At 42.9% G+C, this 21,395-nt stretch carries 18 protein-coding genes; 10 read left to right on the forward strand and 8 right to left on the reverse strand.

Translation table 11 applies throughout. The annotated features are described in order from the left end of the window. Nucleotides 1-167: 167 nt before the first annotated feature. The 5 genes from aspS to ruvB all read left to right on the forward strand — a co-directional run bounded on the left by aspS (nucleotide 168) and on the right by ruvB (nucleotide 4,961). The gene (gene aspS, locus SWP_RS10515) at nucleotides 168-1,949 is read left to right on the forward strand and encodes an aspartate--tRNA ligase (RefSeq protein ID WP_020912456.1); all 1,782 of its coding nucleotides are present in this window, start codon (nucleotides 168-170) and stop codon (nucleotides 1,947-1,949) included. Nucleotides 1,950-2,056: 107 nt separating this feature from the next. Continuing rightward, entirely contained in the window at nucleotides 2,057-2,800 is a 744-nt protein-coding gene (locus SWP_RS10520; RefSeq protein WP_020912457.1) for a YebC/PmpR family DNA-binding transcriptional regulator, read from the forward strand. Nucleotides 2,801-2,805: 5 nt separating this feature from the next. Then, a complete protein-coding gene (gene ruvC / locus SWP_RS10525; RefSeq protein ID WP_020912458.1) occupies nucleotides 2,806-3,327 on the forward strand; it encodes a crossover junction endodeoxyribonuclease RuvC in 522 nt (173 codons plus the stop codon). After that, entirely contained in the window at nucleotides 3,324-3,941 is a 618-nt protein-coding gene (gene ruvA / locus SWP_RS10530) for a Holliday junction branch migration protein RuvA (protein WP_020912459.1), read from the forward strand. The genes ruvC and ruvA overlap by 4 nt, the downstream gene beginning before the upstream one ends. Nucleotides 3,942-3,950: 9 nt before the next feature. Then, the gene (gene ruvB / locus SWP_RS10535) at nucleotides 3,951-4,961 is read left to right on the forward strand and encodes a Holliday junction branch migration DNA helicase RuvB (RefSeq protein WP_020912460.1); all 1,011 of its coding nucleotides are present in this window, start codon (nucleotides 3,951-3,953) and stop codon (nucleotides 4,959-4,961) included. A gap of 29 nt (nucleotides 4,962-4,990) precedes the next feature. On the opposite strand, the gene SWP_RS10540 is transcribed toward ruvB, so the two are convergent. Beyond that, a complete protein-coding gene (locus tag SWP_RS10540; protein WP_020912461.1) occupies nucleotides 4,991-5,479 on the reverse strand; it encodes a hypothetical protein in 489 nt (162 codons plus the stop codon). A gap of 510 nt (nucleotides 5,480-5,989) precedes the next feature. Here SWP_RS10540 and SWP_RS10545 point away from each other — a divergent pair. The 5 genes from SWP_RS10545 to SWP_RS10565 all read left to right on the forward strand — a co-directional run bounded on the left by SWP_RS10545 (nucleotide 5,990) and on the right by SWP_RS10565 (nucleotide 14,043). Beyond that, a complete protein-coding gene (locus tag SWP_RS10545) occupies nucleotides 5,990-6,451 on the forward strand; it encodes a VCBS domain-containing protein (protein ID WP_020912463.1) in 462 nt (153 codons plus the stop codon). A gap of 188 nt (nucleotides 6,452-6,639) precedes the next feature. Continuing rightward, nucleotides 6,640-7,422, forward strand: coding sequence for a fimbrial biogenesis chaperone (locus SWP_RS10550; RefSeq protein ID WP_020912464.1), 783 nt, complete (start codon nucleotides 6,640-6,642; stop codon nucleotides 7,420-7,422). Nucleotides 7,423-7,484: 62 nt separating this feature from the next. Then, nucleotides 7,485-10,409: a hypothetical protein gene (locus SWP_RS10555; RefSeq protein WP_020912465.1), complete on the forward strand. Its 2,925-nt coding sequence runs from the start codon at nucleotides 7,485-7,487 to the stop codon at nucleotides 10,407-10,409. 86 nt (nucleotides 10,410-10,495) lie between these two features. Further along, nucleotides 10,496-10,912 (forward strand): hypothetical protein, encoded by a 417-nt coding sequence (locus tag SWP_RS10560; protein ID WP_020912466.1) that lies wholly within the window; start codon nucleotides 10,496-10,498, stop codon nucleotides 10,910-10,912. 617 nt (nucleotides 10,913-11,529) lie between these two features. Continuing rightward, nucleotides 11,530-14,043, forward strand: coding sequence for a TonB-dependent receptor plug domain-containing protein (locus tag SWP_RS10565; protein WP_020912467.1), 2,514 nt, complete (start codon nucleotides 11,530-11,532; stop codon nucleotides 14,041-14,043). A 109-nt stretch (nucleotides 14,044-14,152) separates the two neighbouring features. On the opposite strand, the gene gloA is transcribed toward SWP_RS10565, so the two are convergent. The 7 genes from gloA to rsxB all read right to left on the reverse strand — a co-directional run bounded on the left by gloA (nucleotide 14,153) and on the right by rsxB (nucleotide 21,395). Continuing rightward, the gene (gene gloA, locus SWP_RS10570) at nucleotides 14,153-14,563 is read right to left on the reverse strand and encodes a lactoylglutathione lyase (RefSeq protein WP_020912468.1); all 411 of its coding nucleotides are present in this window, start codon (nucleotides 14,561-14,563) and stop codon (nucleotides 14,153-14,155) included. A gap of 347 nt (nucleotides 14,564-14,910) precedes the next feature. Further along, nucleotides 14,911-15,552: an endonuclease III gene (nth, locus tag SWP_RS10575; protein ID WP_020912469.1), complete on the reverse strand. Its 642-nt coding sequence runs from the start codon at nucleotides 15,550-15,552 to the stop codon at nucleotides 14,911-14,913. A 63-nt stretch (nucleotides 15,553-15,615) separates the two neighbouring features. Then, nucleotides 15,616-16,311, reverse strand: a complete 696-nt coding sequence (locus SWP_RS10580; RefSeq protein WP_020912470.1) for an electron transport complex subunit E — start codon at nucleotides 16,309-16,311, stop codon at nucleotides 15,616-15,618. Continuing rightward, entirely contained in the window at nucleotides 16,304-16,930 is a 627-nt protein-coding gene (gene rsxG, locus SWP_RS10585; RefSeq protein WP_044555843.1) for an electron transport complex subunit RsxG, read from the reverse strand. The genes SWP_RS10580 and rsxG overlap by 8 nt, the downstream gene beginning before the upstream one ends. A 92-nt stretch (nucleotides 16,931-17,022) precedes the next feature. Continuing rightward, on the reverse strand, nucleotides 17,023-18,075 hold the full coding sequence (rsxD, locus tag SWP_RS10590) for an electron transport complex subunit RsxD (RefSeq protein WP_020912472.1): 1,053 nt from the start codon (nucleotides 18,073-18,075) through the stop codon (nucleotides 17,023-17,025). A 3-nt stretch (nucleotides 18,076-18,078) separates the two neighbouring features. After that, a complete protein-coding gene (gene rsxC / locus SWP_RS10595) occupies nucleotides 18,079-20,832 on the reverse strand; it encodes an electron transport complex subunit RsxC (RefSeq protein ID WP_020912473.1) in 2,754 nt (917 codons plus the stop codon). Further along, a complete protein-coding gene (rsxB, locus tag SWP_RS10600; RefSeq protein ID WP_020912474.1) occupies nucleotides 20,826-21,395 on the reverse strand; it encodes an electron transport complex subunit RsxB in 570 nt (189 codons plus the stop codon). The genes rsxC and rsxB overlap by 7 nt, the downstream gene beginning before the upstream one ends.

Consider the following 21,395-nt stretch of genomic DNA (forward strand, 5'->3'; position numbering starts at 1 on the left):
AGCTGCCCTAAGCTAAATCTATTCATTTTCATATAAAATTGATTGATACTTAACCGTCTAGTCGAGAAGTTATTTCGAAAACGGCAATATACCTCTATAATGCCGCTTTTGTCTTGTTTAGAACCAGAACCTCAAACATCGTTTTGCGGAATAAAGGAAAGAGCTAAATGCGCAGTCATTATTGTGGAGACGTCAATAAGTCTCACGTTGGTCAAGAAGTAACCCTAGTGGGTTGGGTTAATCGTAGCCGAGATTTAGGCGGCGTAGTTTTTCTCGATATGCGTGATAGAGAAGGTATTGTACAAGTTGTCTATGATCCAGACCTTCCTGAAGTGTTTGAAGTTGCAAGCAGCTTGCGTAGTGAATTCTGTGTTCAAATTAAAGGTCTTGTAAGAGCTAGACCTGATAGCCAAGTCAATGCTGATATGCGTACTGGCGAGATTGAAATTCTTGGTCTTGAACTGACGGTATTAAATAGTTCAGCGCCTCTTCCAATCAACATGGACAAGAATCAGCACAACACTGAAGAGCAGCGTCTGAAATATCGCTATTTGGATCTGCGTCGTCCAGAAATGGCTGACCGTATTGTTTTCCGTTCTAAAGTCACCAGTGCCGTAAGACGCTTTCTTGATGGCAATGGCTTCCTAGACATTGAAACGCCTATTTTGACCAAAGCAACTCCAGAAGGTGCTCGCGATTACTTAGTGCCAAGCCGCACTTATAAAGGCCAGTTTTTTGCGCTACCGCAATCTCCACAGTTATTTAAGCAACTGTTGATGATGTCTGGTTTTGACCGGTACTACCAAATCGTAAAGTGTTTCCGAGACGAAGATTTACGTGCTGATCGCCAACCAGAATTTACCCAAATAGATATCGAAACCTCTTTCATGACCTCTGAGCAGGTTATGGCTAAGACAGAAGAGATGACTCGTGGTTTATTTAAAGAACTACTAGATGTTGATCTAGGCGAGTTCCCTAGAATGACATTTGCTGAAGCGATGCGTAGATATGGCTCTGATAAGCCAGATCTACGTAACCCACTTGAACTGATTGATATTGCTGATCTAGTGAAAGAGGTCGAATTCGCTGTATTCAACGGTCCGGCTAACGATCCAGAGGGGCGTGTTGCAGTGTTGAGTATACCGGGCGGCGCTAAGCTTTCTCGTAAGCAACTCGATGAATATGCTAAGTACGTGACCATTTATGGTGCGAAGGGCTTAGCATGGATGAAAGTTAATGATCTTGATAAAGGCATGGAAGGGATCCAATCTCCAGTGCTTAAGTTCTTAACTGAAGATGTCGTAAAAGCGTTACTTGAACGTACTGGTGCACAAACTGGCGATGTCATTCTATTTGGTGCCGATAAAGCTAATGTTGTTGCAGAAGCGATGGGCGCATTGCGTCTTAAAGCAGGTGAAGATTTCGACTTGCTTAAAGGTGACTGGAAGCCACTTTGGGTCGTTGACTTCCCAATGTTCGAGCGCACTTCTGATGGTGGTTTACATGCTATGCATCACCCCTTTACTGCGCCTAGTAATATGACACCAGCTGAACTCGAAGCTAACCCAACAGCTGCTATTTCAGACGCATACGATATGGTACTGAACGGTTGTGAGCTAGGCGGTGGTTCGGTACGTATCCATAATAGCGAAATGCAATCAGCTGTGTTTAGAATACTAGGGATCAACGATGAAGAAGCAAACGAAAAGTTTGGCTTCTTATTAGAAGCGCTCCGTTACGGTACGCCGCCTCATGCGGGGCTAGCGTTTGGTTTAGACCGTATTATCATGCTGATGACGGGTGCAAGCTCTATTCGTGATGTGATGGCTTTCCCTAAAACAACTACAGCGGCTTGTCCGCTCACCAATGCACCAGGGTTCGCTAACCCTGTGCAGTTAGTTGAGCTTGGGGTCAGTGTTATAGAGCCTGAGGTCAAAGACGGCGAATAACAACGCGTAACAATAGCCGAGTTAAGACTCGGCTTTTTTTCGGATAATTTTGGCAGGCCACAAAAGTACAAAGTGGTTTACCTAAGCATCGAATGTAGGAGATAAACATGGCTGGTCATAGTAAGTGGGATAATATTAAGCACCGTAAAGCCGCACAAGATGCTAAGCGAGGTAAGCTTTTTACTAAGTTTATTCGTGAGCTTACAGTTGCTGCTCGAGAAGGTGGTTCAGATCCTGACTCCAACCCAAGACTACGTGCCGCCATCGATAAATCACTGTCAAACAATATGACGCGTGACACTGTAGAGCGTGCGATTAAACGAGGTGCGGGTGAACTAGATGGCCAAGTACTAGAGACCATTATCTATGAAGGTTACGGACCTGGTGGCACGGCTGTTTTAGTCGAAACCATGACTGATAATAAAAACCGCACCGTGTCAGGCGTTAGAAATGCATTTAGCAAATCAGGTGGCAATCTAGGTACTGATGGCTCTGTTGCCTACCTTTTTGACAAAAAGGGTATTATTTCTTATCAAAACGCAGATGAAGATACAGTGATGGACGCGGCGTTAGAGGCTGGCGCGGATGACGTTGTGGCACATGAAGATTGCTCTATCGATGTGTTTACTACTCCAGAAGACTTTGGCGCAGTTAAAGATGCATTAGATGCGGCAGGGCTTGAAGCTGTTAATGCTGAAGTGACAATGTTACCTTCAACTAAAGCTGAATTAGATGCTAGTACTGCCCCTAAATTTTTGCGATTAATCGATAACCTTGAAGATCACGATGATGTGCAAGAGGTTTACCATAATGCTGATATTTCTGATGAAGTGATGGCAGGCTTGGAATAGATTTTATGGCCATTATTTTAGGCGTCGATCCAGGTTCTAGGATAACCGGATATGGAGTCATCAACTGTGTTGGCAGGCAACAAGTTTATGTTGGCAGCGGTTGTATAAGAACCAGCTCTGATGAACTACCGTTGCGCTTAAAACAAATCTTTGACGGTCTATCTGAAATTATCAGGCAGTACCAGCCTGATGAATTTGCTATTGAGCGAGTTTTCATGGCTAAAAATGCTGATTCGGCATTGAAGTTAGGCCAAGCTCGCGGAGCTGCTATTGTTGCAGCAACCGCTGCAAACTTGCCGGTTGCAGAATACAGTGCAACTCAAATAAAAAGTGCGGTTGTGGGCACCGGGCGGGCACAGAAGTCGCAAGTGCAGCATATGATCCAGCAACTCTTAAAGTTACCCAGTGCACCGCAGGCTGATGCCGCTGACGCATTAGGGGTGGCGGTGTGTCATTATCATACAAATCAAAGCTTAGCGGCCATGGGCGGCAGAGCAAATTCTAGAACATACGGAAGATATAAATGATTGGTCGGATACGAGGTTTACTTGTTGAGAAGCAAGCACCTGAAGTGCTTATTGATGTTTCTGGTGTTGGCTACGAAATCCAGATGCCACTGACTAGCTTTTATGAGTTACCTGAAATCGGTCTTGAGGCAGTAGTTTTTACTCACTTTGTTGTGAGAGAAGACGCACAGCTTTTATATGGCTTTATCTCAAAGCAAGAGCGTGCACTGTTTCGTTTATTGATTAAAACCAATGGCGTAGGGCCCAAGTTGGCGTTAACGATACTGTCCGGTATGACAGCTGGGGAATTTGTTGCTTGTGTTGAAAGGGACGATATTGCCACTTTGGTTAAACTTCCTGGTGTTGGTAAGAAAACAGCAGAGCGTTTACTGGTAGAAATGCGAGATAAGCTCAAAAGTTTAATGGAAGCATCCGTTGGCTCAGAAAGAGAGTTTATGTTGCAATCCAATTATACCGCTCCCGTTGTCGCTAATACTGCCGAAGAAGATGCTATTGCTGCTTTATTGTCGCTTGGTTACAAACCCGCGCAGGCCAGTAAAGCTGTATCTGCTGTTTATGTCGATGGAATCGATTCAGAATCGCTGATCAAATCAGCGCTTAAGTCGATGCTTTAAGGATAACCAATGATTGAAGCTGATCGCCTAATACAACCACAAGTTATCGAGCCTGACGAAGTTGTCGATAGAGCTATGCGTCCAAAATTGTTGGATGAATATACGGGGCAGGACGACACTCGCGCACAGTTAAAGATTTTTATTGAAGCTGCGCAAAAACGCGGTGAAGCGTTAGATCATATGCTTATATATGGTCCCCCTGGTCTGGGTAAGACAACACTGGCAATGATTGTTGCTAATGAGATGGGCGTTAATATCAAGTCGACCTCAGGGCCTGTTTTAGAAAAAGCGGGTGATTTGGCTGCGTTATTAACCAACCTTGAAGAGAATGACGTGTTGTTTATTGATGAAATCCATCGTCTAAGCCCCGTAGTTGAAGAGATCCTCTATCCAGCAATGGAGGATTATCAGCTTGACATAATGATCGGTGAAGGACCTGCAGCTCGCTCAATTAAGTTAGACTTGCCGCCTTTTACACTGGTGGGTGCCACAACCCAGGCAGGTTCATTAACGTCACCACTGCGAGCACGATTTGGTATTCCGCTGCGACTAGAGTTCTACAACATTAAAGATCTGTCGACGATTGTTATTCGGTCTGCAAAGGTGATGGAACTTGAGATAGATGAAGAGGGCGCTATTGAGATTGCAAGGCGTTCCCGTGGTACCCCAAGAATTGCGAATCGCTTATTGCGCAGAGTACGGGATTTTGCCGAAGTCAAGCATAGTGGTGCGGTGACTAAAGTCGTCGCTGAATTAGCATTGGATATGTTAGATGTCGATGCTGAAGGGTTTGATTATATGGACCGAAAACTACTATTGGCCATTATTGATAAATTTATGGGCGGCCCGGTCGGATTAGATAACCTAGCAGCCGCTATTGGTGAAGAGCGCGAAACCATTGAAGATGTGTTAGAACCGTTCTTAATTCAGCAGGGATTTGTGCAAAGAACACCTCGCGGTCGTATCGCGACACAACGTGCTTATAATCACTTTAATCTGATTCAGCCTGAAGCCAAGTAAGCCCATGTCTCAATAGAGGAGCAATAGTGTTACTGTTGCTCCTCTATCCTCAGAACATATTGTGGGTTTTTATCCCCCGCAGTAGCATTTTTTCCCGCTACGACTTTCGCTCCAATCGCAATGATTTCGCCATCTAAGCCTGGGTTATCAAGGGCGATGGTTGGAAAACTCTTATAGGTTTTGTTCTTATATCTTACCCGCAGTGTTTTCAAATTCACCTTACTCTCATTACCTAATTGAAAAAATTCAATTGTGATAGGGAGGTTGGAATCTGAGCTGACGAGGTATTTGCCTTCATAGTAATCATTATCAAGCAGTGTGGCGTTTGTTGCATTTCCAAGGTTCCCTTTCCAATTGACGAGCACAACTGTCGACTTACTCTGGTTTTTGACGGTAGAAGGGTATTTTATTGGCTGTAACTCAGTAATCGTAATTGCTGCTTCAGTGCTTACGGAGGTGGTTGCTATTAGCAGCAAATTTATATTTAGCAGGACTTTAATTTTTTTGAGGCTCAACATTATATTCCCCTTTTTTGATCTAGGTTAACCTGAACCGTTTTTAACAACAATAGAATTATCTATAAGGGTTAGCTTTGTAGTAGTTAAGTGTTATTGCTCGTTGCATTTAGTGGTTGTTTCAGTGAAATATCTCGTTTCGTAAGACTAAAGGCTTAGTGCTATTGGTTATTAGATATTACATATAGCTATTTGGGAGCGCGAGGTAATTGAATTTGTGGTAATTTTTAATCCTGTCGCTGCCTCTCTTGGTGGTGCTTATCACTATTTATAACAGTAATCGTGGTGTTTAGTGTCTGAAAGCGCTACCGCTAAACCTTAGTTTATTTAGGGGTAATAGATACGTAAAAATCATTTTGAGAATGACTGGCGTTTTGCAGGTTTAAAACATGTTGCTAAATGTAACGAAATTGTTATCTTTTGTTTCTGAGCTAATTAAAGTGCGGCTAAACAAGCGCTTAGACTCTACCTAAAATTAATGATAATTTCTTGCGCTACAATGGGAACAACATAATGAATAAAAAAATACTCCTTTCACCTTTAATCGCCTCTTCTCTTTTGCTATCAACACAAGCTAGTGCAGCTGATACTACAGGCACAGCCAACTTTAATTTGGTTTACCCAATCACAGTTTCTGAATCCGTTCCGCTTGAGCTAGGTGATATCGACATTTCAAGTGATGGTTCATGTGAATTTACTTTTGATGCTACGCAATCGGGTAGTAACTGTTTAGCCACTGGTGCGACTCAGGCTGCAGGTTCTTTTGATATTACGGGTAAAGATGGTGGTGTGACTGTAACACTTTCTGGCGCTGATACGAGTGTAGCGGGTGTGACTTTTACTCCTACGGCTTCAACAGTCAATATTTCGGGCAACGTTGCAACAATGACTGTCGGTGGTAAGGTTGATGTTGTTGCAAGTTCAGCATCGGAAGGTACGCACGCATTGAGTTACACGGTAAATGTTGTTTATTAAGTCTTATTAATTAATACTCTGTTGGGAAGAGATAAGAGATTAATCTCTTATCTCTTCCAAATAGTACATAGATACAAATAGAGTAAATATCAGTACAATCGAACACAAATAATCGTTATTTAAGCTCGAAGTAAGCTAAATCAAAAAATAATAATGAGGCAAAGCCTCTTACATTAGCTGGGCGTATTATGAAAAAATTATATTTAGGCTGCGTTGCAGCATTACTGTCATTTCAAGTTTCAGCCAACCTATTAGTCAATCCAACCCGAGTAGAGCTCGATAACCTCAAAAATCGTAGCGCGGTATTTTCTCTTATCAACCGTAGCGAACAGCCATCACGGTATAATGTTTATTTTGAAGATAAGCAGATGTTAGACTCTGGTGAGTTTGTCACTCTAGAGAAAGATTCCGCTGACTTTTCATTAGCTAAATACGTTCGTTACTCACCTCGTAGAGTTAATATTGAACCAGAACAAGCGGTTAAGATTCGTTTAGCGGCTAGGTTACCTAAATCAATTAAAACAGGTGAATACCGTAGTTATATGGTGTTCCACCAGATTCCGCTAGCACCTGTTAAAAGTGAAATCGACGCACAACAATCTGATGTGTTTAGCCTAAGTATTTCTGCATTTTTGAAAATCTCTGTGCCTGTAATATTAAGAGTCGGAGAATTAGATAGTGAACTGACAATTGCTAATAGTGCCATCGATGCTGGTCGTCATACCGTCCAAGTTACGCTGCAAAGAAACGGCGAGAGAAGTACTTATGGTGATTTAGAGGTTTTTGATGCCGCAACTAACCAGATAGTTGGCGTATCTAAAAATGTAGCCATTTATACTGAACTTACTGAGCGCATCTTTTCAATACCGCTCACTCAGAGTGTTGCCGCAGATGCGAAGTTACAGGTTCGCTACACAGAAAATAACAAGCTTAATAAGCCAAAGACTGTCACGGTGAATCTAGCGCTATAATCTTTGTGGAGCAGCTTCTTCATTTATTGCAATTTATTCGCTGGCTGACATTAGCAGCGATTTTGGCTACAACGCTCACTTATTCGACTCCCTCTAATGTCGGCGAAAAGACCGGCATAGTAAAACGATCCTTAGTTTATTTGCCATTGGCTAATTCACAAATAGAGGATGAGGCTTTCATTCTACCTAAGGTCGATAAAGAAGCGCTGAGAGAGGTGATAGTAAATAAAGAAAACCCATTAGAAGAGTTGAATCTTGTTAGCGCCTCATCCGTCATTCCTCGAGTAAACTCTAGTCGTCTAGATAAAGATCTTTACACTGAAGAACACAATATAATTTCCGATCAAACGATTTCAATAAGCACCGCTAGTCGGTCTTCAAAACTCAAGTTTACTCCTATACCTGCAACTGTCGAGAGTAACGATATCGGGTTACCGGAGGCTAATTCAACGTTAACTGTGCATCCTATTAAATTGATTGTTGAGGCGGGAGTCGATGAGAAAGTATGTAATAGGAATATCGCAAGGCCATATAGAATACAAGGTGTGAATGAAGAGCTTTTTTTGATTAACCAATTATCCTACGCAGATATGTTGCTAAGCGATGAGATGTTTGTCTACCATCAAGAGGGAAAATATTACCTACCGCTGGAATTCTTGTCAGAGCTTTTACTGCTACCAATACAAGTCGATATCGATAATAAAAGTGCACAAGGTTGGTTTATCGAGCAAAACAGAGAAGTTAATATTAGCCAATTACTCATGCAGTACTGGGCAAACAACTCTGATTGCGGCAGTGATAGCACAGAATTATTTCACGATGATTGGGACATATATATAGATGTAAAAGTGTTAGCGCAGATGTTCGGTTTTAACATTACGTTTGACTCTGCGAGACAGATTTTTTCTATTGCAGAGTCAGACAATATCCCTTTGAGTCAATTACTAGCGCGTCAAAAACGTTTTGAACAATTTAGTAAAGTAAAAGCGCTTGCAGGTTCTGAGGAATTTAAAGAATTCAATTCAGAATATGCACATATAGGAGATTTAGCGATCAATGCAGACTTGGGAGCAAGGAGTCAGTCACTTATAGGGCAATCTGATACGACTATTGACGGTTATATCCAAGCAAAAATGGATATCTTGAACCACGAAAGCTATTTATCTTACTCATCATCTTCAGAACTTGGAGAAACGATAACAGGTTATATCCATAAAGAACTTACTGAAAGTTGGGTTAATAGTTATCGTATAGGTAGTATTTCGTCACACAGTTTAGCATTAGTATCAGACGCTAATACCGGAGTTGGGGCCTATTTTGATGCTGGTGCAACATTTACTAACGACATCAGACATATTGTTGTTGAAGGTGTAACAGAGCCAGGTTGGGATGTTGAGCTTTATCGAAATAATGGTCTAATAGATGTACAACGAGTACAAGCAGATGGTGTTTACCGCTTTTTTGAGGTTCCGTATTATATCGGATTAAATCAATATCAACTGAGATTCTATGGTCCGAGTGGGGAGTTAAAAACAGAGTCTTTCAGTAAGTTATTAGATAACTCTGTGATGGAGCAGGGGAGCATTGGTGTTAGCGCAGGTGCGATGAAACGTGAACAGGATGATCTTAAACAATATTACGCTGATTTCAACTGGGCGATGTTGGATAACTTAACCGCGGGCATTTCCCTTATTCAACAACAAGACAGTGACAAACAATGGCAATTCTTGCCTACTTTGTCGGTTAATATCGTGGGTGAATCAGAACTACTGCAACTCAATTATGTCCATACTGACGACGGGCATGCCGCTAGTATCGCTATGCAAGGGCGTTTAAAGGATGTTGATTGGCAGGCGCAGTGGCAGAATTATAATAACTTTAGCTCTTGGGATAATGTTGATGGACGTATTACTCACGATGCAAATGTTCAACTTAGTGGATTTTTTAAAAGCTCGGGAGTCAATTGGGGGCTAGGAGGGGATTGGCAAGCTTATCAAAGTGGTGTAGAAAACACACAGGTGAACTTTAATCTTTCAGGGCAACTTTCACTTATTAATTTAAGTAATGAACTGCGTTGGTCCTCGTTAATCGAAACCCAAAAGTGGGTCGACAGAATCGCCATTTCAGGTAGATTGGGGAACTGGTCACTGAGAAGTTATGTCGAACTTGAGCTTGCACCAGCAATAGAGTTTAAACAATGGGTCACTAATATCAATTCTGCGATTAGTGACGCCGCCAACTATCAGTTGGAATTACGTTATCAGCCCAATTCTGAAGGTGATTTTAGCAGCCGAAATTCACTTTCTTATTTGTTTGACTATGGCACATTGAGGTTAGCAGTCGACAATTATGCGACAGGTGACTGGCTAGCACAATTAAGATGGAACAGTTCATTTCTGTGGGAAACGACAGATAATCGCTGGTTGATCGATCGAAACAGCTTTATCAATACTGGCAGTGTTAAAATCATCGCGTTTCAAGATGACAATGCTAATGGCTTATTTGATGCCAATGAAGCCCCTCTTTCAGGATTACAGTTTTCAGGTCATAGCAGTCCTAATAACATGACAGACAATAATGGTGAACTACTCATTACCCAACTTCACACTAGTCGTGGCCATAAGCTAGCACTTAATGAACGCAGCTTGCCTGACCCATTTTTAGTACCCGTTGCGAGTATTATTAAAGTGAATGCCCATCCAGGCTTTATCCAACCCATTGCTTTTCCTGTGATGTTTACCGCCGAAGTTGAAGGTTACGTTTACCAATTGAGCAATGAAAAGCAACAAGCCGCAAAAGGGGTGAAAGTTAGGCTTAAATCCACGGCCAGCGACAAGGAATATTTTTCTCGTGTTGAGTACGATGGTGTATTTATTTTCGAACAAGTGACACCTGGGGAGTACGAGCTGTGGGTTAGGGAGCGTCTTATTCAATTAGTTTCACTTAAGCCTGGTGATTTCCAGCAGTTAGATGAGATAGTGCTTTAGTACGCAATTATGTATTGTGTCGTTCGCGATGAGTAGTGACAGCATCTATAATAGTGTCAAACACTTTACTTCAATCAGTAGCAAGTATGCTTTCAGTTATAGTCTTAGTATCTGTCATTGGACAAGCTCAATTTAACCTTGTTTTACCTGTTAGCATTGCCGAGGTAAGTGAAATTGAGCTAGGCGATATATACAATACCAAAAACAATATTTGTACCTTAACGACTATTAGCCGTACAGGTAGTGCTTGTGCCACATCTGATTTTTCCCTCGGGGAGATTCAGCTGCTAGGAAATGAAGAGCAGTCTGTATTGATAAAGGTGTCTGGTAGCAATAGTAGCCAGGTAGAGTTTACACCCTTATTACCTAATGGTACCCAACAGCAGTTATTCTCGCTTGCGACCAATGCCTCGATCTATATAGGTGGTGAGATAAAAGTAATTTCTGATGGTAACCTAGGTATGGACAGTATTAGCTATACAATCGAAGTCAATTATCAGTAAATCGCTGTGATTTTTAATGCCTCCTAATGCAATCATTGATAAAACACCTTTCCGTAGTGATTTTGTTTTATGCGATAAAAACGACTATTTATATATGTAACATTTACGGTGTTGCTGGATAACAGTTGCTAAAGCTTTGTTGTTGTATCACCGTTGATTGTTACGCAACTGCTACATAACACCTTTTGCTGAACGGTCCATTTCTGAACAAATTCTTTACGGCTAGTTCATTTAATATCAAAAAAATAGGAGCTAGCTCTAATAAATGGCTATTTATATGGCTCGCTTACTAAAAAAACACCCTTAAAAGCGTGACCTGTGTCACACTTTCTTTATTTTGGTTGGTTGCGTGCATGTTAACTTGTTTGTAGGTTAAAACGCTGCTTATTGTGTTTGTGTTGGTGATATATGTCGTAACTCTCTAGTTTTAGATTTGCTTTAAACGTTGGTTGATATTTGTAGTTACTTTTTTTATCACCTTTATTAACATTGTAAAGTGAATAGTTAACGAGTTGGTGGATTGACGCTTTAAACGTGAAATTGCAGTATCCCTATCAACGTCAGTGATAACAAATGACGTGCATATAAAAATAATTAAGTTAGGGAGTACGACATAAATGAACAGACCATCTAAATTGGCCTCAGCAATAAAGTTCGGATTAATCGCATCCGTCTCAACATCTGCAATTACAGTTTCAACCGCCGCATACGCAGAAGAGGAAGCTAAAGTAGAACGTATTGCTGTTACCGGCTCCCGCATTCAACGTCAAGATATGGAAACGGCTTCGCCAGTGACCGTTATTGATGCTGCCACTATTAAAGCAGAAGGTTTCACCTCAGTAGATCAAATGCTACAAGCACAAACATCTATGGCTGGCGCAGCAGTTGGTTCAAGCACCAACAACGGTTCTGACGGTGTAGCTCAAGTTGACCTACGTGGTATGGGTTCACAACGTACATTGGTACTGCTTAACGGCCGTCGCATGGTTAACTCTGGTTCTGGCGCAGATAGTGCTGTGGATCTAAACTCTATCCCTGTAGCAATGATTGCTCGCGTTGAAATCCTAAAAGACGGCGCATCCGCTGTTTATGGTTCAGATGCAATTGCTGGTGTTGTTAACATCATTACTAAGAAAGATTTTGAAGGCTTCCAGATTGACGTTACTGGTGGCATGACTGATAAGAGCGACGGTGAAAACGGCGAAATCAGTGCATTATATGGCTTTAATACTGATACTGGTAACTATACTTTCGGTGCCGCATATTCAGAACGCCGTGGGGTGGTTCAATCAGACCGCGACTGGACTGATCCAGGTGCAAGCTCGTTCATTCCAAATGGCTCTTTGGGCGGAATGGTTAAAGATGACAGCGGCAACTGGGTAGATCGTGAAGAAAGCTACGACTACACCCAAGATAGTTTCTATCAAACACCAAGCAAGCGTTATAGCTTGTTCGCCAATATGACTCAAGAGCTAGGCGATGATTTAGTACTAACAGGTGACATTCTTTACACCAAACGTAAGTCTAACCAGCAGTTAGCTCCTCAACCAGCAAACTTAGATCTCGCTGTTTGTGAAGCTGGCGTTGTTTCTGACTCATGTATTGAACTTGATGATGACATGATTGCAGCTGGTATTACGCCAGACGATAAAGGCAATGTTAACTACAGAAAACGTATGAATGATGTAGGTCCTCGTATCTACAGCCAAGATACAGACACCTTACGTGTGTCTGCAGGTCTTGCCGGTTCAATTGATGTTAACACTGGTATGGATTGGGATCTTTCATACACATACGGTAAGAACAAAGCTGATACCAAAGTAGAAAACTCAATTAACGCTACTTTAATGACAGAAGCTATCTATGCGGATCAAGATCCATGGTTTACTGGTCAACCGATGACTGACCAAGATCTGCTAAACAGCGTTGCTTACACTGAAGAAGCTGACGGCGGTAACGAGCAACATGTTATTTCTGCAGGTATTAGCGGTGAGCTATTTGACCTTGATGCTGGCGCAGTCGCATTCGCAATGGGCGCAGAGTACCGTTACGAAAGCGGTTACTACAATCCGGACCCAATTGTTGTTGCTGGTGAAAGTACTGCTGCACAGCAAGATCCAACAGACGGTAACTACAACGTTATTTCTGTATTCCAAGAAGTTAGCGTACCATTTACAGATAAATTAACCGGTGAATTCGCGCTACGTTTCGATGACTACTCTACATTCGGTAATGCATCAACTTGGAAGATTGGTCTAACATACGAAGCAACTGATGACCTAATGATCCGTACTGTAGCGGCAACAGGTTTCCGTGCACCAAGTGTTAGTGAGCTATACGGCGGAAACTCAGGTTCATACGATTACCTAGATGATCCATGGGGCAATGAGCAAGATCCACAAATCCTAGTTATCCGTACATCTGATGAAGACCTTCAGCCTGAAGAGTCAGAGTCTTACACTGCTGGTTTAGTTTACTCGCCTAGCTATGTTGATGGTATGTCGCTAACGGTTGATTACTGGCGCTTCAAGGTTCAGAACGCAATTGCGCGTATGGACACTCAAAATGGTCTAAACAACTGTTATGCGGGTGACCAAGCAGCATGTGAAGCGTTTAATATTGGCCCTGATGGTGACTTATCTAACCTAACAAACTCGCTAACTAACGTTGGTTACCAAGATACAAGCGGTATCGATTTCAACTTAGCTTATAGCTTTGAAGCGTTAAACTTAGATTGGACCGTAGCTAACGATACAACCTACTTACTCAACTTTGAGCAAGATGGCGTTGATTACACTAACACTATCGATGGTAACTTCGGTGCATACGCTCAAGTTCGTAACAACTTTAGCATCAAAGCCGGCCAAGACGATTGGAATGTTATGTACTTCAACCGTTACATCGGTGAGATGGATGACCTAGGTGCTGGCACTAAAGTTGATGCTGTTCTTTACCACAATATTTCTGCTAGCTACTACATCAACGATACTTGGATGTTGAGCGCTGGTGTTAAGAACTTGACTGACGAAGAGCCTTCAACCGTTTCTAATGGTAGTGATGGCGGTACAGTTCCTGAAGTCTATGACACCATTGGTCGTCAGTACTTTGCGGGTGTAACTGTTAAGTTCTAATCTTAAAATCTAAAACTGAAAAAGCGCCGTAAGGCGCTTTTTTTATATCGTTCATTCTTGTATTTAAATGTGACGATTAAAAGATCTTAAACTTATACCAATCAAGAATTTAGCCCAGCCCTTTTTGTGACGAGCTCATTTGGATCAACTCAATTTTGTAGCCATCTGGATCTTCAACGAATGCTATTTCAGTCGAGCCGCCTGCAACAGGACCCGCTGGGCGAATAACCTTACCGCCAGCATTTGCAATAGCATCACAACGAGCATAAATGTCTTCTTCGCCAATGGCGATATGACCAAAAGCGTTACCCATATCATAGGATTCTGTGCCCCAATTATAAGTAAGTTCGATCACTGCGCTACCCGTTGATTCTTCGTTATAGCCGACGAATGCGAGCGTATACTTATATTCACTGTTCTCGCTTTTACGGAGTAGTGTCATGCCCATAACTTCGGTATAAAATGCGATACTTCGCTCCAAATTACCTACTCGCAACATGGTATGTAGTAACTGTGCCATTTGAACCTCTCAATTTGTTGGTTTTTCTCAATGATTTATAGCAGAAGTATATCTAATTTATACGACATGGGAACTATTTGTGCTTGCCTCGCATACTTGCCAGAAAAAGTCTGTACCCAGATCACAAAACGCTGAGAATAGCCTGAGAAAGTATAAAGTTTCTTATAGTATTAAGTGACTACATTAAGGAGTTATCGATGCAAACTGAACTAAAAATGTCGCTAGGTCTTAGCGCTATTATTGCGGTTGTTCTGTCAATTTTCTTTATCTGCATGTTTTAGAAAAAAAGCCGCGTTAGCGGCTTTTTTATTGGGACCCTTGTGTGCGATGGCGCACAGAAATAGTCCCTAGTCTTCTGGATAAACCTTATCTTTGTACTCACATAAATCTTCAATAATACAGCTACCGCAACGAGGCTTTCTAGCGATACAGGTATAGCGCCCATGTAATATCAACCAGTGATGCACATCAACCTTAAACTCTGCAGGGACAACCTTTAAAAGTTTCTTCTCTACCTCTACAACATTTTTGCCCATAGCGAACTTAGTTCGGTTTGAAACCCTATCAATGTGAGTATCTACGGCTATGGTTGGCCAACCGAACGCGGTGTTGAGTACAACGTTTGCTGTTTTCCTACCGACGCCTGGCAGGGCCTCTAAAGCTTCTCGGTTTTCAGGAACTTCACCGTCATACTTCTCAACCAATATTTCACAGGCTTTTATTACATTGATTGCTTTGTTGTTATAGAGACCAATGGTTTTAATATAACTTTTAAGACCTTCCACACCGAGTGCGGCGATAGACTGAGCGCTATTAGCAACGGGGAACAGTTTATCTGTTGCTTTGTTGACACTGACATCAGTTGCCTGCGCCGAGAGTGTTACTGCGACTAGCAGTTCAAAAGGGCTAGAGAAGTTAAGCTCAGTCTCTGGCGTTGGGTTGTTCTCTCTTAACCGCTCTAAAATAAGGCGGCGCTTGTCTGCGTTCATATGCCACTATCCATCTGTTGTTATTATTTAAGGATGCAACTTTACTTGGTTATTGACTCTGTACTAGTTAACCTTGGTGATCCTAACCCTTGCAGGTGCTTCTAGCTCGACTTTAGGCTGTCTAGCTTCAATATAGTTATCGATAACATTCTTAAGCGCAATAAGCAGACCCATACCGATAAAAGCACCGGGTGGAAGCATAGCCAGTAGGAAAGTTGTGTCGACCTGCCAAATTTGAATTGTTAGTCCTTTAGCCCATTCACCTAATAACTGGTCAGCACCGTAAAATAGCGTGCCTTGGCCTAAGATCTCACGACTTGCACCGAGTACACAAAGCACTAGGGTAAAACCTAATCCCATCATTAGTCCGTCAAATGTTGACTTAACAACGCTATTGCGAGAGGCGAATGCTTCAGCTCTGCCTATAATGACGCAGTTAGTCACAATTAGCGGCAAAAATATGCCAAGCGAAAGATAAAGGCCGTAGGCATAAGCGTTAATAAATAGCTGAACACTGGTGACTAACGCGGCGATAATCATAACAAATACAGGAATGCGGATCTCTTTTGGTACATAGTCTCTAACGAGTGAAACTAAAATATTCGATCCAATTAACACCAGCATGGTCGCTAAACCTAGCCCCAATGCATTGGTTAACGTCGCTGTTACTGCGAGTAGGGGACACAAGCCTAACAGTTGAACCAATCCTGGATTGTTTTTCCATAGGCCTTGCCAGGCTAGCTCTTTGTAATCACTCATTATCTACCTCACAACTCGCAGGTGCACTTAATAACTTTTGCTTATGTTCATTGAAATACAGTGTCGCCAATTTTACTGCATTAACGTAGGCACGCGGTGTGATGGTTGCACCAGTAAACTGATCAATTTGGCCACCATCTTTTTTTACATGCCAGCGTTTGTCTTTTTCAGAAGACACTGTCAGTCCATTGAACTTAGTGACCCAGTCAGACTTGCGCAGTTCTATTTTATCACCCAGCCCAGGCGTTTCTTGGTGCGATAAAGTTCTGACGCCAAGTACTTCGCCAGCTTTGTTTAAACCAATGATTATCTTTATATTGCCGTTATATCCGTCAGGCGCTACGGTTTCAATTGCGATCGCAACTCCATCTCCATTACGCGTCGCGATATAAGCGGGCAAAGGCTGAGTTGTGCCTAAAAAGTCGCTGTCTTGAATCGTGATACAGTGCTCTGTAAGCTCATTGTCATGGATCTCATCAGGAATGATCTGATGCAGCACTCGCGAAAGCTCAATCTGCTCTTGTTGCTTGATTTTTGCATAGGTAAGTTGATTCACTATTGCTACAAGCCCTGTACAGAGCAAGGCAAATAAACCGAGTAACAAGCCATTTTTCAACATTGATTTTTTCAAAATTTTGTCTTTAACCTAATCGTCTATAACGTCTATTCTGAGTCGCAGATTTTGCTGCTACAACCGTAATTGCTATGTGATTAACTACCAGCACGGTGACCGTAACTTCTTGGTTTAATATAATAGTCGATAAATGGTGCACACAAATTGGCTAGCAAAATGGCGAATGCAAAGGCATCGGGATAACCACCATAAGTGCGGATAACATAAACCAATACGCCAATTAAACCACCGAACAATAAGCGTCCACGGACACTGGTTGCTGCTGTAACCGGGTCAGTAGCAATAAAAAATACTGCTAGCATAGTGGCACCAGAAAACAGCTGGAACAGCGGACCAATGTGAGTGTCTGGGCTTAAAAGATAACCAAAGCTACTGCAAACGAAAAGTGCAGCGAGTATACCAACACTGATCTGCCAACGGATAACCTTTAATTTAAGCATGGCTAAACCACCCACTAAATACGCGACGTTGACCCAGAACCAGCCAACACCGAATCCGTCTGAGAAAATGGTTTTTGATAGGCTTTCAGTAATAGTGAGTCCAAGTGATAGATCGGTTTTTACTGTATCGAGTGGTGTCGCCATAGCGATGCCATCAATGCCGTACTTGTAGATTGAGAGTTTTTCAGGCGTCATAGCGCCAAAAATAGCGTTAAGGGTGAGGCTTAGATCCATCGGCGTTTGCGCTAATGATAACGGTACAGACCAACTTGTCATTTGAACTGGAAAAGAAATGAGTAACATCACATATGCTGCCATTGCAGGGTTAAATATGTTCTGTCCAAGGCCTCCATATAGATGTTTAACGATTACAATGGCAAAAATAGTACCAACCACAACCACCCACCAAGGTGCGATAGAGGGGATAGAAACGCCAATGAGTAGAGCTGTAAGTACTGCACTGTTGTCACTTAATGTCGATATTATTGGGCGTTTACGCAGTTTTAGCACTGCAGCTTCACTAAGAAGCGCAATGGTTATTGCTAGCATGACTTGTACTAATACGCCCCAGCCGAAGAAGTAAAACTGGGCTGCAACACCGGGTAATGCGCATAAAGTGACTCTGCGCATTACGCTCTGCGTCTGCAATTGCACTTTTAAGTGTGGCGATGACGCTAACTTAAATGCCATGAATTATTCCTTCTCTTCCAGTTTAGCTTTTGCTTTTTTTGCCTTCGCTTTTGCGACTGCTGCCGCGATACGCGCTTTCTTTATCTCTTCAGGCGACTGCGGAACGTCGGTTTGTGAGTTCAGCTGGTTGCTCTCTACTGTATCAACTAGTGCTGATTCAGTTGATTCAGTTGATTCTGTTGATTCAGCACTGTCTGTTGTTTGCGCTTTTTTGGCCTTAGCTTTTGCGACTGCTGCCGCGATACGCGCTTTCTTCATCTCTTCAGGCGACTGCGGAACGTCGGTTTGTGAGTTCAGCTGGTTGCTCTCTACTGCATCAACTTGTGCTGATTCAGTTGATTCTGCACTGCCTGCTGTTTGCGCTTTTTTGGCTTTAGCTTTGGCAACCGCTGCGGCAATACGCGCTTTCTTTATCTCTTCAGCAGACTGGGTAACTTCAGCTTGAGAGTTCTGTTGATTACTCTCTACTGCATCAACTTGTGTTGTTCCCGTAGATTTAGCACTATCTGCTGTTTGCGCTTTTTTGGCCTTAGCTTTGGCAACCGCTGCTGCAATACGCGCTTTCTTCATCTCTTCTGAAGACTGAGGAGCATCAGTTTGCGAGTTCAATTTGCTAGCAGTTGCTTCATCAGGTTCAACTGAACTTGCGTGTTGATTGTGTACACCATTTTCTGCCTGAGCTTGCTTTTTAGCTTTGGCGCGTGCGATAGCTGCGGCTACTTTAGCCTTTTTATCATCGACTGCTACAGTGTTACTCGGTTCACTGGTCAGTCCTGAGTCTGCAGAGGCGGCCTGTTTTGCCTTTTTAGCTTTAGCTCTTGCGATCGCTGCGTTTATTTTAGCCTTCTTGTCATCGACTACATCGGTTGTTTCAGCCGATGTGGTAGTTGTTGCTGACGATAATGACTTTTTAGCTTTTGCGCGTGCGATAGCTGCGGCTACTTTAGCCTTTTTATCATCGACTGCTACAGTGTTACTCGGTTCACTGGTCAGTCCTGAGTCTGCAGAGGCGGCCTGTTTTGCCTTTTTAGCTTTAGCTCTTGCGATCGCTGCGTTTATTTTAGCCTTCTTGTCATCGACTACATCGGTTGTTTCATCCGATGTGGTAGTTGTTGCTGACGATAATGACTTTTTAGCTTTTGCGCGTGCAATAGCTGCTGCAACTTGTGCTTTTTTATCTTGAACTGCTTCAGTAGAGGCATTTTCAGCGGATGCATCCGCAGCCTTCTTGGCTTTGATCCGTGCCATCGCTTCAGCTACCGCATTCTTATCGGTGCCAGTCATATTATTTTTACGGCGCTCGGCGGCTTCTTTAGCTTTGTTTTCACGGGCTGTTTTTTCATCTTGCAAGCGCTGCTGTCTTGCATCAAAGCGTTGTTTAGCCAAATCAGCTTGTTTCTTTTCTTCTGACTGTGAGCGAAGTGCCGATTTCGCGACGCGGTAATATTCAACTAATGGAATATCACTAGGACAAACATAGCTACAACAACCACACTCAATACAATCATTAAGGTTGAAGCTAGCTGCTTTATCATATTCTTGTGCTTGGGCATGCCAAAATAATTGCTGCGGTAAGAGCTGTGCAGGGCAGGCCACAGCGCACTCACCACAACGGATGCATGGCATTTCAGGTTGCTCAGGAGCGACTTCGTCGCTACTTGGCAGTAGAATGCAGTTAGTGCCTTTGAGTACTGGTGCCGCTATATCAGGCAATGTATGCCCCATCATGGGCCCACCGATAATGACTTTGTCCTGTTCAAGCTTGCCCTTAAAGCCATTAACTTGCAGTACATGGTCAATTTGAGTTCCAACAGGAACCCAATAGTTACCAGGAGATTCACTATTTTGTCCAGTAACGGTCACTACTCTTGAGATCAGTGGCTGGCCGTTAATGACAGCATCTTGAATTGCGTATGCAGTTCCCACATTTTGCACTAACATTCCCAATTGTGCAGGAATGGCACCTGAGGGCACCTCTTGGCCTGTTAGTATCTGAATTAATTGCTTTTCTCCGCCAGAAGGATATTTGGTTGGTACGCTGGTAATTCGTGTTTTCTCGCTAGAAAGCTCACTTCGATTTAGTGAATGTTGCATCGCTTCGAATGCTTCAGGTTTATTATCTTCGATGGCGATAATTATACGCTTTGGCGTCAATAAACGCTCAATAATCCCAATGCCTGAAATAATTTCATCGCTGTACTCTTGCATCAGTCTATCGTCAGAGGTGATATAGGGCTCACACTCTATGCCATTGATGATTACAAGTTCTATATCGCTAGCGGGTCGCAGTTTTATATGAGTAGGAAACGCCGCTCCACCAAGGCCAGCAATGCCAGCGTCTTGGATCTTTTGTAAGATCTGCTGATTATCTAATTTCGAAATCTCACTCGTATGAGTTTCAATTGCTTCATCCTTGCCATCGGCGATTAGAATACAGCTTAACACTGGTAGACCTGACGCATGGTTACTAGGCATAGGTTTTATCGCCGTGACTGTGCCGGATGTTGGCGCATGCACAGGACAATGAGCAAAGCTTGTCCCAACTGTTAGAGCTTGCCCTTTTAGTACGCGTTCGCCAGCCTTGATAGTTAGCAGTGCACTGTCGCCAACTTGCGGGATCGGCAAAATAAATTGCCTAGCTAAGGGCAATTTCCGGATAGCCGTTCTATTGGATAAGGCTTTTAACTCTGGCGGATGGATACCGCCGTGGGAGCGCCAAATGGTTCCTTTATCAATTTGTTCTAATAAAGTTAGCACTGCGGTTCCTCTTGCACTTGTTTCACCGGGATGGCATTTAGCTGCCAATCCCATGTTTTAGTCGTTTGTTCTATCGGTAGCATGTCAATACAATCGACGGGGCAGGGAGCAACGCACAAATCGCATCCGGTGCAATAGTCCGTGATAACGGTATGCATCAGCTTACCTGAACCTAATATGGCGTCTACAGGGCAAGCCTGAATGCATTTAGTACAACCAATGCATTCATCTTCACGTATGAAGGCGACTTTTTTCTCTTGTACTGCTTCTGTCGCATTTAAGGGCTCGGGATCGACGCCAACCAAGTCAGCAATCTTTTCCATGGTCGCAGTGCCGCCAGGTGGGCATTTATTTATTTTGTCGCCGTTGGCAATAGCTTCTGCATAGGGTCTGCAGCCGGGGTAACCACATTGGCCGCACTGAGTTTGCGGCAGCAGTGCCTCGACTTGGTCAACGAGTGGATTACCTTCTACTTTGAATTTTTCTGCGGCGAAACCCAGTAATACACCAAAGACAAGGGCGAGTATCGTGAGGACAACAATTGCGATAACAATACCTGACAT

Origin of the sequence: Shewanella piezotolerans WP3 (genome assembly GCF_000014885.1) — a bacterium.
Classification (GTDB): domain Bacteria; phylum Pseudomonadota; class Gammaproteobacteria; order Enterobacterales; family Shewanellaceae; genus Shewanella; species Shewanella piezotolerans.

Excerpts from the sequence above, each read along its gene's own strand:
- ruvB (WP_020912460.1), top strand. The coding sequence starts at position 3,951 with ATGATTGAAGCTGATCGCCTAATACAACCACAAGTTATCGAGCCTGAC.
- nth (WP_020912469.1), bottom strand. The coding sequence starts at position 15,552 with ATGAACGCAGACAAGCGCCGCCTTATTTTAGAGCGGTTAAGAGAGAAC.
- rsxG (WP_044555843.1), bottom strand. The coding sequence starts at position 16,930 with ATGTTGAAAAATGGCTTGTTACTCGGTTTATTTGCCTTGCTCTGTACA.
- rsxB (WP_020912474.1), bottom strand. The coding sequence starts at position 21,395 with ATGTCAGGTATTGTTATCGCAATTGTTGTCCTCACGATACTCGCCCTT.
- ruvA (WP_020912459.1), top strand. The coding sequence starts at position 3,324 with ATGATTGGTCGGATACGAGGTTTACTTGTTGAGAAGCAAGCACCTGAA.
- SWP_RS10560 (WP_020912466.1), top strand. The coding sequence starts at position 10,496 with ATGCTTTCAGTTATAGTCTTAGTATCTGTCATTGGACAAGCTCAATTT.
- ruvC (WP_020912458.1), top strand. The coding sequence starts at position 2,806 with ATGGCCATTATTTTAGGCGTCGATCCAGGTTCTAGGATAACCGGATAT.
- gloA (WP_020912468.1), bottom strand. The coding sequence starts at position 14,563 with ATGGCACAGTTACTACATACCATGTTGCGAGTAGGTAATTTGGAGCGA.
- SWP_RS10545 (WP_020912463.1), top strand. The coding sequence starts at position 5,990 with ATGAATAAAAAAATACTCCTTTCACCTTTAATCGCCTCTTCTCTTTTG.
- SWP_RS10580 (WP_020912470.1), bottom strand. The coding sequence starts at position 16,311 with ATGAGTGATTACAAAGAGCTAGCCTGGCAAGGCCTATGGAAAAACAAT.
- SWP_RS10540 (WP_020912461.1), bottom strand. The coding sequence starts at position 5,479 with ATGTTGAGCCTCAAAAAAATTAAAGTCCTGCTAAATATAAATTTGCTG.
- SWP_RS10550 (WP_020912464.1), top strand. The coding sequence starts at position 6,640 with ATGAAAAAATTATATTTAGGCTGCGTTGCAGCATTACTGTCATTTCAA.
- rsxD (WP_020912472.1), bottom strand. The coding sequence starts at position 18,075 with ATGGCATTTAAGTTAGCGTCATCGCCACACTTAAAAGTGCAATTGCAG.
- SWP_RS10565 (WP_020912467.1), top strand. The coding sequence starts at position 11,530 with ATGAACAGACCATCTAAATTGGCCTCAGCAATAAAGTTCGGATTAATC.
- aspS (WP_020912456.1), top strand. The coding sequence starts at position 168 with ATGCGCAGTCATTATTGTGGAGACGTCAATAAGTCTCACGTTGGTCAA.
- SWP_RS10520 (WP_020912457.1), top strand. The coding sequence starts at position 2,057 with ATGGCTGGTCATAGTAAGTGGGATAATATTAAGCACCGTAAAGCCGCA.